Annotated in this window: 6 protein-coding genes; all 6 read right to left on the bottom strand. The window is 58.5% G+C overall.

What is annotated here, in order from left to right:
• The 6 genes from KI810_RS04430 to KI810_RS04405 all read right to left on the bottom strand — a co-directional run bounded on the left by KI810_RS04430 (position 1) and on the right by KI810_RS04405 (position 15,424).
• Positions 1 to 1,026 carry a radical SAM protein gene (locus tag KI810_RS04430; protein WP_214174248.1) on the bottom strand — a complete coding sequence of 342 codons (1,026 nt, stop codon included), beginning with the start codon at positions 1,024 to 1,026 and terminating at the stop codon, positions 1 to 3.
• A complete protein-coding gene (locus tag KI810_RS04425; RefSeq protein WP_214174247.1) occupies positions 1,026 to 1,937 on the bottom strand; it encodes an NAD-dependent epimerase/dehydratase family protein in 912 nt (303 codons plus the stop codon). The genes KI810_RS04430 and KI810_RS04425 overlap by 1 nt, the downstream gene beginning before the upstream one ends.
• A gap of 44 nt (positions 1,938 to 1,981) precedes the next feature.
• The gene (gene wecB, locus KI810_RS04420) at positions 1,982 to 3,088 is read right to left on the bottom strand and encodes a non-hydrolyzing UDP-N-acetylglucosamine 2-epimerase (RefSeq protein WP_214174246.1); all 1,107 of its coding nucleotides are present in this window, start codon (positions 3,086 to 3,088) and stop codon (positions 1,982 to 1,984) included.
• Positions 3,089 to 3,131: 43 nt separating this feature from the next.
• Complete coding sequence (locus KI810_RS04415) at positions 3,132 to 4,751, bottom strand: ArnT family glycosyltransferase (RefSeq protein ID WP_214174244.1); 1,620 nt, start codon at positions 4,749 to 4,751, stop codon at positions 3,132 to 3,134.
• Between the two features lie 532 nt (positions 4,752 to 5,283).
• Entirely contained in the window at positions 5,284 to 10,638 is a 5,355-nt protein-coding gene (locus KI810_RS04410) for a glycine-rich domain-containing protein (RefSeq protein ID WP_214174243.1), read from the bottom strand.
• A 103-nt stretch (positions 10,639 to 10,741) separates the two neighbouring features.
• Entirely contained in the window at positions 10,742 to 15,424 is a 4,683-nt protein-coding gene (locus tag KI810_RS04405; protein ID WP_214174241.1) for a CxxxxCH/CxxCH domain c-type cytochrome, read from the bottom strand.
• Positions 15,425 to 15,506: the final 82 nt, after the last annotated feature.

Raw genomic sequence — 15,506 nt, 5'->3', positions numbered from 1 at the left:
CTAGGCAGCCTCTTGAGAAGAGGTACTGGGGTGGTACAACAGTGGGAAAATACTTCCGGGCCGGAATAGGATGCTGTCCAGCAAAGCGCAGTTATGGGTACAGTGGCAGCCATTAGCCGCAATGGTGGCACGCTGACGACGCAGGGACTCCCCCATCAGAATATCGGCCAGCGACTCTTCCCGCACATTGCCTATCGCGGGCAGCAGTTCGCAGGGTGCTACTCCGCCATCAGCATAAACCACCAGTTGGGCGGCGCCGGCCAGGCAAGGAACTACCTGCATCCCTTCCTCCAGTACCCGGATACTGGTGGCCCAGAGCAAGCGGTGATAGTTCCTGAGAATGCGGGCGGTCCAGCCCCTCCGGCCATAGTCATAGCTCCCCAAAATCTGCAATGCACGGGGGGCCAGGCGTTTCAACTCCGCCACCTCCGGCACACGGATGGAAGGATCCCGAGAAATGCCACGATGGAAGATAACTGAGTGAAAATCTGGGTTACGCTGCCGCACATGGGTCATCAGCTCCGGCATCCGGGTCAGGTTATTGCTGGTCAGCACCGTATTGATCTTGACCGGTACCTTGAGCGCCCGAAGCGCCTCGAAGGTTTGCCAGGCCCGTTCCCAGGAGCCGGCTTGGCACCGCAGCCGGTCATGCTCCTCCGGGAAATCATCGATGCTTACCGACACAGCCACTTGGGCCAAAGACTTCTCCCTGATGCGCCGCACCCCTGCAACTACCTCCTCAGTCATGCTGCCGTTGGTCGGAATTTGCACCACCTCGGCATCAAAGGAGGCAACGATCTCCGGCAGATCGCTCCGCAGGAACGGCTCACCCCCGGCGACATCCAGCCAGAGGAGTTTACCCGCCTCCCTCCCCAGTTTCCGATAGTTTTCCAGCGACAGCTCCGCACCGTCCCTTCCAGTGACAAAGCAGTGGCCACACTGCATATTGCACCGGTCGGTCACCTGGATGATGAGGTGCTGCAGACTACGACGCAGCTGGAAATCAATGAAATGGGAGAGAAACATTATAACCAGTGCTCTGCACGCAAAAAAGCCAGGGTGCGTTCAATCCCTTCCTCGAAGCCGACCGTAATCCGGTGCCCCAGAGCCCGTTCTGCCGCGGTAGTGTCACAGACCTTAATGCGGGTGGTCAGGGGCTCTGCCTCCCGGATATCCAGAAGTGCCGGTGAGGCGCCGGCCTTGCGCACGATCAGTTCCGCCACCTCCTCGATGCGGAACATCTCCCTGGAATTTCCGATGTTGTACACCTCCCCGCACTGGAAAGTGTCAACGATGTTGGCCAGGGTATGCACAGCATCGGCAATATAGATAAACGAGCGCTGATGACCCTGGTGGACCGTAATACGCCTGCCGGTGAGGGCATCATAACAGAATCTGCAGATGGCGCTCCGGTAGGGGGAATAAGGTTCGTTGCCGTAGAGATTGAACAGACGCACCGTCACGTACCGGATGCCGAACATGGCATGGCCGTTAACCATCTGCCACTCGTTGAAGATCTTGGTGCCGGCATAATCATTCAGCGGCCTTATTACCACTCGTTCCGGGACATCCTCGGTCATCACCCCGTCATAATCGCCATAAACCTCGCTGGAGCTGAACTGGACGATGCCGTAATCGAATTCCCTCGCCAGGGTAATCAGGTTTTTAGTACCGATCATGTTGGTGCGGAACAACTGCTCATAATACTCCTCACCGTTGCGGCGACCGAACTCGGCAGCAGCGTTATAGACATAATCGGGTTTCACTGACTCCAGCACCAAGCGCAGTTGCCGGTAGTCGGCAACGTCGCAGCGGTAGTAATCGGCTAGGTGAGTGTGCTCGAGGTCGCACCCCGTAACCAGGTGCCCCCTGCTGCGCAACTCCCGTGCTAGTTCCGAACCCACCACCCCGCAAATGCCGGTAATGAATATTTTCATCGAATCAGGATCTCCTTGTCACCAATCTATAACCCCTCTGAAACTTATGGCAAGCGATTGAGCAGTACCTCGACAATCCGCTCGGCCGCCCTACCATCCCACTTCTCAGGAACAGCCCCTGCTACACCCCTGCCAGCAAGGATCCCCCCGGCCTCTTGCAGGAGTCGCTCCCCGCGGCTGCCCACAAGTACATTGGTCCCAACTTCGCAGGTCACCGGCCGCTCTGTATTGTCCCGCAGGGTAAGACAGGGTACGCGGAGCACCGTAGTCTCCTCCTGTATTCCACCACTGTCAGTGAGAACCAGTCGGGCATGCATCATCAAGTGGAGGAAATCCAGGTATCCCTGGGGATCCACGAGCCGTATACCGACGGTCCCAAAACTGCGGGTGAAAAAGCCGGTCAGCCCCGCCCGGTCAATGACCTTCAGGGTTCGCGGATGCACCGGGAAGATCAGCGGCAGCTGCTGGGCAACCACAGCCAGTACTTCCAGCAATCTCGCCAGCACTTCCGGTGAATCCACGTTCGCCGGGCGATGTAGGGTCAGGAGGCCATATTCCCCTGGCTGCAGGCACCAGTTCCGGAGCAGGGAACGTTCGGCAGCACGTTGGCGCTGCTGGAGCAAAGTATCAATCATCACATTACCCACAAAGTGAATCTTTTCCGCCCCTATCCCCTCCCGCAGCAGATTTTCGCCGGCACTCGGCTCGGTGGTAAAGAGGTAATCACTCATTTGATCCGTGCAGCGGCGGTTCAACTCCTCCGGCATGGTCGAGTCAAAGGAGCGAAGCCCCGCCTCCACATGGGCAACAGCAATTCCGCACTGACGAGCAGCCAGAGCGCAGGCTAGGGTTGAGGTCACATCCCCCACCACCAGTACCAGATCGGGCCGTTCCACTTGGCAGACCTTTTCGAAGCCGATCATGATCCGGGCTGTCTGCTCCGCAGGTGTGCCATCGCCCACCTCTAGACAGACCGAAGGTCGGGGCATCCCCAGCTGTGTAAAGAACGTCCCACTCAGCTGACAGTCATAATGCTGTCCCGTATGCAGCAACAGCGATTGGATGCGCTCCGGGCACCGGGCCATGGCCGTCATGATCGGCGCCATCTTCACAAAATTGGGGCGGGCTCCTACCACATTGATGATCTTCATCTATTGCCCCCCAGCCCCGTGCGCTCTTTCACGAACGACCGTGTTAAAACTTCGTATTGGTCTTGTATGTCCGACTCTTCCCGGAGAAGTCATAAACAAAGATGCTGTAACCGATCTTGGCAACGGGCTTCTTGTTCCGCAACAAGGCATACTGGTCGTGGGGTTCCAGGTAAGTACCCATTAAATTGGTAGCGCTGACTGCAACCAGCTGCTCCTCCGGCGCGGGGATTGGCCTGTCCGGATGCAGATTCTCCAGGTGGTAGCTGGGGAGCCAATCATAGTCGATCCCATAGCGACGGGGCGAGTCTGCGCCAAAATAGCTGAAAGTGATCCGCTGGACTCCGTTGTTGTCCATGAATTTCTTCAGGCCCTTGAGGTCCTGCCCCCAGTCCAGATTGCCGTCTACCAAATACCGGTAGCCGTTGTCGGGCCCGCCGGCCAATTCGTTGAAGTAGGCAAGATAGTGAGGGGCAATGTACAGTGATGCCCCTATGTACCAGAGTACCCCCACCACGATAAGCGGCTTGAATCTTGTCTCCTCGGTGGCGAGACTCCCCGCCAGAACGAAAAGAAAAGGATACATGGGCAGAATATAGCGCAGCGCGACCGAATAGGATGAACTGCAGAACAGGAGAAATATGACCGCAGCGGGAATAAAGAGAAACAGCGCATCACGCAAGGCTGCGCCCCGTGCTTTTGCCAGAAACACCAGAGCGACGCTTAGCATCATGATAAATGCCAACGGCGTTTTCAACAAAAAAGCGACCGGATAGTAATACCACCATCCTTTGTGAGAGTATTCTCCCATGAGAAACGAGAGATGCCCCCCCTCCACTTGGTTGATGCGGTAGATCATGCCTTGCAGAAAAGGGGTGAGTTGAAACCCGTACCCTGCCAGCAGCAGAAAAATTGAAACTCCACCGATAATCAATGCTGGCGTAACAACCCTCTTCTGCTCGAAGCAGGCAACCATCAGGCAGAGCATTCCGGCAATGGGGAGAAGAATCAATGCGGTAAACTTGCATAACAATGCCAGGCCAAGAAAGAATCCTGCCAGGAGGATATTTAGAGTGCCCCTATCTCTCAGACATTTCCACAGATAATAGATGAAGATAAAACTGAAGGCAGTCAGCGGGATATCCGGTACAGCAATGCCGGAGAGAGCAAGGGTATTGGGGCAGAAAGTAAAGAGCAGTAGCGCCAACAGACCGGCCCATTCGCCGTAGAGGTCCCTGCCGAAACGGTACACGTACCAGCCTAGCAGCAAAGCGACCAGTAGTGTCATCATTCGCGATTGTATAAGTAGCCGGTCATTATGGTTTTCAGGCGAAGCAAGAAACCTCTGTCCTCGATAGATATCGGACGCCCCCAGAAATATCAGGTCACGTTCGACATTTTCGTACTGCCACAAGCTCTTATCTTCGTCAACAAACAGGAAAGGCAGGCTGTTAAGGTAGTAGGTGAGGGGTGGGTGGACAATAGAACCCATGATGTCCCACTTCTGGTTTAGCAGCAAGTATTTGCCTATGCCGAAGTAGATGACTTCGTCGAAGCTTGCAGATTTGGACTTCAGACTACTGTAGGATTGAATGAAGAAAACTGAAAGCAGCAAGATAACGAGCAAACGTCGCCGCAACAAACCATTATATGAAGATGAGGCCATGAGCTGTTTCCCGATGACGTTCTAACAACAGACCAGACTAGTCTTATGGCCTGATATTGACACTTTTTTTCCCATCAGGCAATTATCCTGACTATCGTACCGCATGCGTGCCGTAAGACGACAAATTTTGTCTCAAGCGGTATGACACTCTATCTGGCATGCACAATATTGCCACGAGTTACCCCTATGGCACAAAAGATTTCTTTAGAATTAGACTGTAGGAGTATTGTATGAGCGATGGGCAACAGCCCATGCCAAGGGGATACACAGATTGTAAGCGGGGTTGCATGAACGAGCAACACAATCCTAGCACAAGGATGAGAAATACATAAAAACGGGGTGAGGCCGATACAGCCTCACCCCAGTGCATCGTGGCTTAGCAGGGATGAACGTTTGCCGAGCCAACCACCTTCGGTGCAGTGTAGGTACGCTTCTTCATCGTTTCATCTCCTTTCCGCACGGCAATTCTTCGTGCTCTGTTCTCACTCCACACTGAAAAATCTGTTCTTACGTCCCATCCGTCTATGTCCCATTACCACGGAGTCTTGCTATTCCATCGCTGGCTTGCGGGATAGGTGGGTGTGTCCCCACTGCGCCCAGCATTGGCAGTATCATGACAATACGTTGAGTACGAGAGCGGCGATGTCTCTGTGGGCGGAACCGTGGGCGGAGTTTGACTGTTAGTATCCATATTGATACCGAAGAACCAGGGACCGGGGTAATGGGCGCTGCTGTTATTGGAGCCAATCCCCCTGGTCCCGTTGTACCGCGCACCGCCGCTCGGGAAACGGCCTGCACCGTTACCGGTGCTGTAGGCGCTGGACATCATGTTCCCGTTATTGGTAGTGGCATTATTGCCGCGAGTAGCAGCAACGGTCCCGCCAGAAGCCACCTTTCCGCGATGGCTGTAGTCGAGGCAGTTGGTGACCATCAGCCGCGGCAGTCGGTAGTTGTGCGGCGTATGGCACTTGGAGCAGGTGAACGCGTGGATGGCATTGTTGGCGTTGGCATCTGTCGCGGAGGCCGTGGTCGCCCATCCTTCAACCGTGCCGTGGATCCTGGAACGCGACTTCCAAGCATCCGGCGCGGTATTCTGCCCCGCCTTCGGTGCAAGGGCCGACTTGTTGTGGCAAGTGGTGCAGAGCCCGGCAAACTGGTCTTCCGTCAGGGTATTGAGCGAACTCCCCGCGGTGCCCCAGGTCCAGGCAAGGTTGGTGTCCGTCGAGTTCTGGGAAACCGCAGCCTTATTGGCCTGCAGAGTGTTCTGGTCGATCTTGTACGCCGGCGTACTACCACCAGCCAAAATAGCCTGCTTGCTGCCACCGCCCCGCTTATCGTTGGTGGCGGCAGGAGCCAGGTCCTCCTGGTAGAACGAAGTGACCCAGGTCCCCTTCAGCAACGGTACCGCGTAGTTCTGGTCGCTGACCTTCGCCGTGTTCTTGGTGACGCCGTGGGGGTCGTGGCAAGGCGTACAGAGGCCACCGATCTGGTGGGCAGCGTCGGGAGGATTGTCGAGAGTCGATGATGCGCCGAAGTGGCCACCCGCATTGGCATTCTTGGCACCGGCAGTCCCCGCCTTGTAGGTGTAGCGCTGCGTGGGAGGGAAGGTGCCACCCGCTGCGCCGAAATAGGGGGTATCCCAGTAACCGAGGATGGACTTGGTTGCGCCATAGGTTCCATAACCCCATGGGGTTGTCCCGGCGCTTGCGGTCTGGTGGCAGTCGAAGCAGATTCCGGCACCGGCGTTATACACGTTCTTGGTAGCGGCCGAACCGCCCGCTGCAGGCTTGTAGGTGACAGTGTAGCCCCCTTGGCCTGCCGTCGTGTCCTTGAGTATCGCACCCCGCCCTTTGCCGGTGGCGCTGGAGTAGCTGCTGGTCACGCCGGCAACCTTGGAGCCGTGTGAGTTGTGGCAATCGTAACAGACGACCTTGCCCGAACCGGTGCTATTTGTCCACGCTTCCGTAGCGGCATTGAGGGTGTTATGGGCAAAGCCCTGCTGGTTGTTGGCGGCATTGCCGTGGGCGGAGAACGCCTTGGTGACGCTTGCCTTGGGGGTGGTGTTGTTACCGCTCTTCTTGCCCCACGGCGTCGTACCGGTCTGGCTGTACCGCTCGTCGATGCTCCGGTCGTCCCATGCATACTGCTTGGGAGTCTTTCCGTCCCCGAAGGGAGTTGCGGCGTCATTTGCCGAGCTGTGACAACCGAGGCAGACCTTGTTCAGCTTGCCCACGTCGTTTCTGGTACCGGTCGCACTATAGGAGATGAACGTCGTCGAGTTGGGTATTGACGGACGTGCCCCCCCCTGGTAAACCACCAGATTGACCGGTGAATTGGGTTTGAGCGTACCCCCGTGATACTTGACATTAACGGTACCGTCGCTGTTCGCTTCCCAGTGGCACTGGTAGCAAAGCTTGTCCGTTACTTCCACACCCTGGATATGGTGTGAGTTGCCGCTGCTGAACTGGCTCATGACAGGCGTGCGGGTTGCGGTACCTAAAGGATTCTTACGCTGGACGTACTTGTGACAGATGGTGCAGCCGCCGATGGCTTTGAATCCCTGGTTATGTTTGTGGCACTCGATGCAGTCTATCTGCTTCGCCAGGTTTTCGTGGCTGACTACCGGGAGCGGCTGATTTTGCTTGTGGTAGCTTGTATAGGTGTGACAGACCTCGCAAATCTGCTTGGAGTTGGTGATGGTCGTCGAGTAGACGCCGAAGCTCGGATTGACGGCGTCATTTTTAGTCGTCTTGGACTGGAACAGCACCGCACTGCCGGGGAAGGTTGTCGCATCCGGCGGGGTGAGAGTCAACTTGATCCGGGAAATATTGGTCGTCCCCGGGATGTGACAGGTGGTGCAGTCGAATTTCCCGTATTTTGCCCCGGTTATTCCCCATCCGGCAACGGTGGCAGGAGGAGTCGATGGGCTCCAATAGGGAGCGCTCTTGGAAATGTTTGTCGTCGTGACGCTGTTATGAAGCAACGGGTTTATGGTAAAGATGTCGGTAAAGGTCTGGGGATTGGTGCCGCTAACCCCATCGGAATCATTGTACGTCAGACGAATGTCGTAAAAGAGCCCTTCGGTGAGGCCCGTGATTGTAGCGGTATAGGGAGATGTAACGTGGGGCGCGTTGGTTACCCAGTTCGTCCAGGTACCGGAGGACGTCAGCTTGTACTCCACAGTGTATGAGTTGTTACCGTTCGAGTCACCGGTATACGGCATGGTGTAGCTGATGCTGGTCGCATTCGACACAACAGACGCTTCCCCGGCAAGGGTACCCAGGATGAATGTCTGCGGATTCGCCCCCACAACACCATCAGGGTCGTCATAGGTCACTCTCACGTCATAGGAGTTTCCCGCAGTTAGCCCCGTGATCGTCGTGGTGTAAGGACTTGCCGTATGAGGCGCGGCGGTTACCCAGTTCGTCCAGGTATCGGATGTGCTATCTTTGTAATCCACGGTATAGGTGTTGTTGCCGTTTCCATCGTTCGAGTAGGGCATAGTCACGTCGATAGTTGTCGTCGACGAACGCACAGCCGTCGCCGTTCCGGCGATAGTCCTCTTATCGGTAACCGCAATGCCGGAAATGGTCTGGGGACTTGTTCCGTTCACGCCGTTCGGGTCATTCCAGGTCAGTCTCACATCATAAGAGCTACCCGGTGTCAGTCCCGCGATGGTCGTGACATAGGGGCTGTCAACATGGGGCGAGTTGGTCACCCAGTTTGTCCAGGTGCCGGAAGACGACAGCTTGTATTCCACCGTGTACGAGTTGTTGTTGTTATCGTCAAATACGAACGGCATGGTGACGTCGATGTTGCCGGCACCACCGTCAGCCGCTGTCCCTATACCGACAGTTGTCGCCAAAACCCCGGGGGTATAGGTAAGAGTCACCTGACCGGCATAGCCGTTACCGCCAAGCGATGTGCCGTTTGTTGTTCTGTAAGCACCACCGCCACCGCCACCGGGGCCTGATGCAGGCGCAGTACCAGCACCAGACGTACCAGTCCGCCCGCTACCCCCAGGACCGCCTCCCGCGACTGCAGCCGCGCCGGTCGAGGAGGTAGCAGCATTCCCTGCCGATGAGGTGCCGCCGGAGCCGCCACCACCACCGCCACCACCAGCAGCTGTAAAACCACTACCCCCGTCATACTTCACATCACCGGTGGATGCCGATGCGAGACCGCCGGCACCACCGGTCGCCGTATTTTGAGCGACACTGGTCCCGCCGGCAGCTACAACGGCGGTAGTGTTGAATGAAGAAGCGCCGCCGTTAGTCGGCGTTGCTCCTGAGACACCAGCGGGACCGACGGTATAGGAATAACTGTTACCAGGTACAACAACTACCGTTGCCATTGCATAGGCGCCCCCGCCCCCGCCCCCGCCACTGCCAGTGGTAGTTCTTTGCGCACCGGCACCACCACCTCCCCAGCATTCGACCGTGACGGAAGTGACCCCGGCGGGCGCGGTCCAGTTAGCCGTTCCAGCGGTTGTAAACGTGACAGTGGCTGGAGCAAACGGTGTACCCACGGTGACAATCTGGTTGTTGCTGCCGATGATACCGTTGGCATCGTTGTAGGTCATTCTCACATCATAGGCGGTTCCCGCAGTGAGGCCGGTGATCGTCGTCGTGTACGGGCTTGCCGTGTGGGCGGCATTGGTTACCCAGTTCGTCCAGGTGCCGGAAGATGTCAGCTTGTAAGCCACCGTGTAGGTGTTGTTTGCATTGGAATCCGCCAGGTACGGCATGGTCACGGCAATGGTCGTCGTACTCGCTGCTGTTGCCGTCGCCATGCCGGTGACCGTTCTGGTATCGGTGACCGCGATGCCGGTAAAGGTCTGGGGGTTCGTCCCGTTAACACCGTCCGGGTCATCATAGGTGACCATGACGTCATAAGTCTGCCCTGCTGCCAGGCCGGTAATGGTCGTTGCGTAGGGGCTTGCCACGTGGGGAGCATCGGTCACCCAGTTCGTCCAATCGCTGGAAGACGAAAGCTTGTAGGCTACCGTGTAGGTGTTGGTACCGTTCTCGTCATAGGTGTACGGCATACTGACAGCGATATTGCTGCTGGTACCGGCAGTCGCCGTGGCTGCCCCTGCAGTGGTCATATTGACGGCATAGGTGATCCTGACCTGACCGGCATAGCCGTCACCGCCGACGACTGTGCCGAAACCTGTCCTATAGGCTCCCCCGCCACCGCCACCGGGGCCAGAAGCCGGGGGTGAGCCTGCTCCCTGTGATCCGGTCCGACCATTTCCGCCGGGACCGCCGCCGGTTACTGCTGTGGCACCAGTGGAAGACGTCGCATTATTACCTGCCGATGCGGTACCAGCGGAGCTCCCGCCCCCACCGCCACCAGTACCGGTTGCCGTCCATCCGTTGCCACCATTATACTTCACATTACCTGTTGATGCAGATGCGAGACCACCAGCACCACCAGTGGCCGAGTTGGTAGCAGCACTGGTCCCACCTGCAGCTACGCAGGTAGTGGCGTTAAAGGAAGATGCTCCGCCATTTGTCGGCGTAGCTGCCGAAGTACCCGCAGCACCGACGGTATAAGAGTAGTTGTTACCGGGAGTAACGCTGAAGGTATTTACTTTTGCGTACGCGCCACCACCACCACCACCGCCATTGCCGTTAGTCGACCTTTGCGCACCGGCGCCGCCGCCCCCCCAACATTCGATAGTTACTGAAGTTACTCCGGCTGGTGCGGTCCAGGTACCCGTCCCGGCTGTTGTGAAGGTGTCAGTAACAACTGCCTGAGACGCTTTCGGTTTGTACCACCCCTGGTACATGAAAACACTGACGAGCAATGTGAGGGTCGTCACCAGACCGACCTTGACCCACAGATTCATCCCCCGGATTTTCTTCGCTATGACTCTTCCCATGGTGACCTCACCTCAGATAATTATCGTCGTTGGAAACGGAACTATAGCATCAGTATGCCTGCCGGTCCACCCTTTCGAGGCAGACCGGCAGGCGTTGCGTTAACTACAGGCTGTCGTGGCAGATGGTGCAGCTGACCGCCTTGCCGTAATCGTTGGTCCAGTTGACCGACTTGCCGTTGTGGCAGGAGATGTTGGAGCAGTTGCCGCCGCTGAACATGGTGTTGCTGAGTGCGGTCTTGGCGGTGTCGAAGGAACCGGAGGCTGTCGGGCCACCTTTGTAAGCGCTCCGCGTCCAGACCGTGGAGTCGTAGCTGGCCGGCCGGAGTTGGGCTTTGGACTTCACGGCGACGGTGGTGAAGGAGACATCCTTCGTGCCGTTCACGTGCTTGTCGAGACCGGTGATCCGGGCGGCGCCCAGGGCATCAGCGTTGTTGCCCGTGGCGTTACCGTGACAGCTCGCCGCGGAACAGCTGCTGTTGTACTTGTTACGGGCAAAGTTGATCGTATCCTTGTGACAGATGTTACAGCTGATGGTTGTGGACTGGGCCGGATCACCGTGGGTTTTGGACACGGTGCTCGTCGAAAGCTTCCCGGAGTAGCCCGGACCTTGGTATATGTCAGCCTCGTGGATGGAGGCGTAGTTCGTATGGGCCGCATGGGAGTCTCCGGTGGGCGAATTGCCGTGGCAGAGTCCGCAACGGTTGGCGACCGAGACAGTCGTATTCCAGGCCGGGGTCGTCACGTAGTTCCCCTTGCCGTCGCTGTGGCAGTAGATGTTCAGGCACTGGAGGTCACCTGCACCCGGCGCCTTGCTGGTGGCGGCAGTGACCGGGTTCAGACTCCGGAGTTTGCTGACACCGACCCTGTTGTCAAGTTGCACCTGAACGGAGTCGTTGGCGTGATACACACCCCGGTCTACCGGGTGGCAGTTGGCGCAGCCGAAGGAGTAGGCTTTCCAGGTTACGCCGTCGGTGTCGCCGCCCACCGACTGGTTGGCGGTGTAGGCATAGAAGGGGATGGTTGCCAGGTTGAGTCCGCCGACGTGCCGTTTGTGTGCGCCGGACAGGGTATTGATATCATGGCACCTGTCGCAGGTGAGGGTCTCTCCCCATTGGGCATTGCCGGCAAAATGGCATCTGCCCGCAGCCCCTGCCACACCGATCCCCGAACAGGTACCGCCGTTGGATGCATAGGTGTAGCTGAAGATGGTGCCGGTTTTCTGCAGCAGGTCATAGGTCCTGTTGGCATGGTTGGCCGGGGTGGCAATGGTTGTCCCGTCGGTGGTGGTGGCATAGTGGCAGCGGGAACAATCCGTCGGGTGTTTGCCATGGCTGTTGGTCTTGAGCGAGTTGTTAGCGTACTCCGGCTGGCCGTTGGCATTGCCGCCGCCATGGCAGGCACCGCAGTTCAGCGTCCCCGACCAGGTCGGGTTGGTGCCGGCGGTGATCGGGCGGACATCACCGGTCTGTGAGGTGCCGCCGGTTCCCTTGCTGTGGCAGTAAGTGGCGCTGCAGGTGGTGCCGTCCCAGCTTCCGTTCACGGTGCTGTCGAACGCCACATCCTTCAGCTTGTTCAGGTGCAGGTGAACGCTGGAAATGGTGGCGAAGGTCGTGGAATCGGCCGTGGCCTTGACGGTCCGCGCATGGCACTTGACGCAGGCGAATTTATAGCCGGCAGCGGTACCCACGTGCTTGACGTGGGGAGAGGATGCAGGCGGATTGGCTGCGGTGCCGCCATGGCAGCTGTCGCAGTTGACCGTCGGCGGCGCAGCCCAGGAGATGGCGGCATGGGTGGGTGCGCCCGGGTTAACGCCGGTACTGTGGCAGTAGGTGTTGGAACAGGTTGTACCCGACCAGGTACCGCCGGCCCACGCAGAGAAGTTGACGTCCTTCACCTTGTTGACATGCTTCGTTTTGTCGCTCACGGCGGTATTGCTCGATGCCGTCAGGCTGTGGCATGAACCGCACGATATGGTGTTGCTGCCGGAGTAGGCGGTGACGTGCTTGAGATGGGAGGCGCTTCCCGACCAGGTGGCGTCACCCGCTTTGTTATGGCAGCCGCCGCAGTTGAGGGTGCCGTTCGGCGATGCCCAGGTGAATGCAGCGTTGACCGGGTTGGCACCGTTGCCGTTGCTGTGGCAGTAGGTGGAAGCACAGGTGCCGTTGGTCCAGGTGAAGCCGTTGTCGTTCCCCTGGGTGGTCGCGAAGGTATAGGTCCCCTTGCGGGTGGCAGAGGTGTAGCCGAAGAACACCTGGCCGGCGCCGTTGGCATGGGCCGGGCCGGTGGCATGGACGGCGTAGGCGGAACCGGGCCGGTGGCAGGAGGAGCAGTTGAACTGGTATGAACCGGCGTTGCCGCTGTTGACCGGTGTGAGGGTATAGCTGGTGGCGAGTGTTGCCGTCTCCCAGTGCTGGGCGTGAGCACCGGGCAGGGCATTGCTGGCACCGTGACAGGTGTTGCAGGCCAGCGGCACGCCGACGGTGAGTCCCCACTTGGGCGAAGCTGCGGTACCATGGCAGTAGGTGGCGGAACAGGTTGTGTCCGCGTTGTAGACGCCGGTTTTGCCAGCGATCACCTTGAAGGCAACGTTCTCTGCACCGTTCAGGTGCATGGTGGAGTAGTTGCGCAGCTTGCCGGCAACCGCCGCATCGACCGTCCTGTAGTGACAGGTGGCGCAACCGGTGGTATCGGTAACACCAGCACCGGCCACATGCTTGGTATGGCTGTTGCGGGTGGCGCTGTCGGCGCCACCGCTCGCGTAATCGGGTGCGCCGGTGGTCGCGTTGCTGGTACCGTGGCAGCCGTTGCAGCCATAAGAGGTGGCCGAGTTCCACGCCGCCGGATTGACGTAGACGAGACTCGTGGCATTGCCGTTGGAGTGGCAGTAGATGTTGGAGCACTGCTTGGTACCGCTGTTGTAGCGGGCAGATCCGCCAGCCCGGAGTCCGGTGTAATCCACGAACTTGTTGACGTGGACGGTGGTGCCGGTGGTGGCATTCAGGGTGCTGTTGTCCGCCACCGTCTTCTGATGGCAGTCAACGCAGCCGAAGCTGTTGTTGGTACCGAAGGCCGCGGCATTGTTCACGTGGGCGGCATGCTTGCCGGACAGGGCCGAGCCGCCGGCGCCATTGGCCGCGGCAGTGCCGTGGCAGGAGGCGCAGTTGAGCGTTCCACTTCCCCAGGTAACCGCCGGTGCGTAGGTGGGGGTTCCCTGGCCGTCACTGTGGCAGTAGACGGAGACACAGGAGTTGTACCCGTCACCCGGCTTGGTGGTGCCGTTGTAGGTAGCAGACACGCCGAAGTAGTCAGGCATGCCAACGTTGATCTCGTAATTGGCATGTTTCTGGTTCATGACCGCATGGCAGGCATTGGAGCTACAGGCTGACGGGCTGAAATCGGCCTGATTCGTGGACGTCATGTGGCACGCGGCGCACCGCGTTTCTTCTTGGGCAATGCCGAATGTGTAGGTCAGGTGCTTCGTGTGGCTTCCGCTGTTCACGGGAGCTACCGACGCCTGGCCGCTATGGTCATTGTTGACGGCATGGCAGGTACCGCATCTGCCGGTTGCAGGGGTCCCCCAGGTGGGAGTCTGGTAGGTCGGGGGCCAGGAACCGTTTGCCCCCTGGCCGGTGGAATGGCAGTAGACATTGGAGCACTGGCCGACTGCGGATCCGGGGGCCTTGACCGACGGCGAAGCGGGTGTGGCAAGCTGGGCGTTGTAGGAACCGGCCGCAGCACTGGACGTGTTGTCGAAGGCAACCTGGACCTGCTTGTCGACGTGGTTGCCGTAGGTAGCTATGGTCATGCCTGCGGTAGCGGTAACGGCATGGCAGGTTACGCATTTGATGGTGTTGTAGGCAACGCCGAACCCGTTGACGTGGGCCCGGTGACTGCCGGTCTGGATATCACTGCCTGCAGTACCGTTAAAATCGGCCTTGTGGCACCCCCTGCAGTCGAGCGTCCCCCCCCATGTTGCGGTCGCATTGGGAAGATCGACGCCGGTCGCCTTGGTACCGGGGCTGTGGCAGTACAGGTTGGTACAGGTGCCGTTGCGCGCGGGGCTCTTGCTCGGCAGGTAGTTGGGATAACTGACGTTGCCGCTGTAGGTGCCGCTGTCGTTGGGTGCGGCGGTGAAGAGCACCTGCAGGCCGCGGTTGCCGGCGCTGGTGGCGTGGGCGAACTTGTTCGCCTCGGCGGTGTGGTCGGAGTGACATTTTACGCAGGAACCGGTGGTGGTGCCGTAGTAGGCTGCATGCTTCTGGCCGGTGACGGGATGGTTGCCGTCACTGGGGGCTGCCCCGTGGCACTGGTCGCAGTCATTGGTGGCGCTGTCGGTGTAGGTGAAGCTGGCGCTTCCCCAGGTGGGGGTCACTTTCTCGAAGTGGCAATTGATATTGGAGCAGGTACCCAACGCCGGCGTGGCGGACTGGGCAAAGAATGTTCCTCTGGAGTAGGCACCGGTTGCCGGTGAGCCGTTGATGCTGGAGGAGAACCGGATAAACCCGTCGCGGTGGGCGTTGTTGTAGCCGACTACCCCGCCACCGTGGCAGGCTCCGCAGTTACCCGCCACTGCGGCTGCAGGCTGGTGGGTCTGGTGGTTCCCCTGAAATCCGCCAGTCGTGATATTGCGTGTGGCATCGTCCAGCGGCGGCATGCCGTGACAGCCGGCACAGTCCGTTATCGGTGCAGCATATACGATGCCTGTCTGGACAAGTAACGCCATTAGCGAGAACAAGACAGCAATCACGGGTATCAGACTGTTCCCAGCTACACGATGTCTTTTCATTGCCAACTCCTTATAAATAAGCAAACCGAACTCTATGTTTTTTTCAGCGGGGGTGGTGTCGCCACCCCCGAATTTAACGTCA

This window comes from Geomobilimonas luticola (assembly GCF_018476905.1).
GTDB classification, from domain to species: domain Bacteria; phylum Desulfobacterota; class Desulfuromonadia; order Geobacterales; family Geobacteraceae; genus Geomobilimonas; species Geomobilimonas luticola.
Note: the sequence above shows the minus strand (reverse complement) of the source record. Positions and strands in the feature narration are given on the sequence as shown.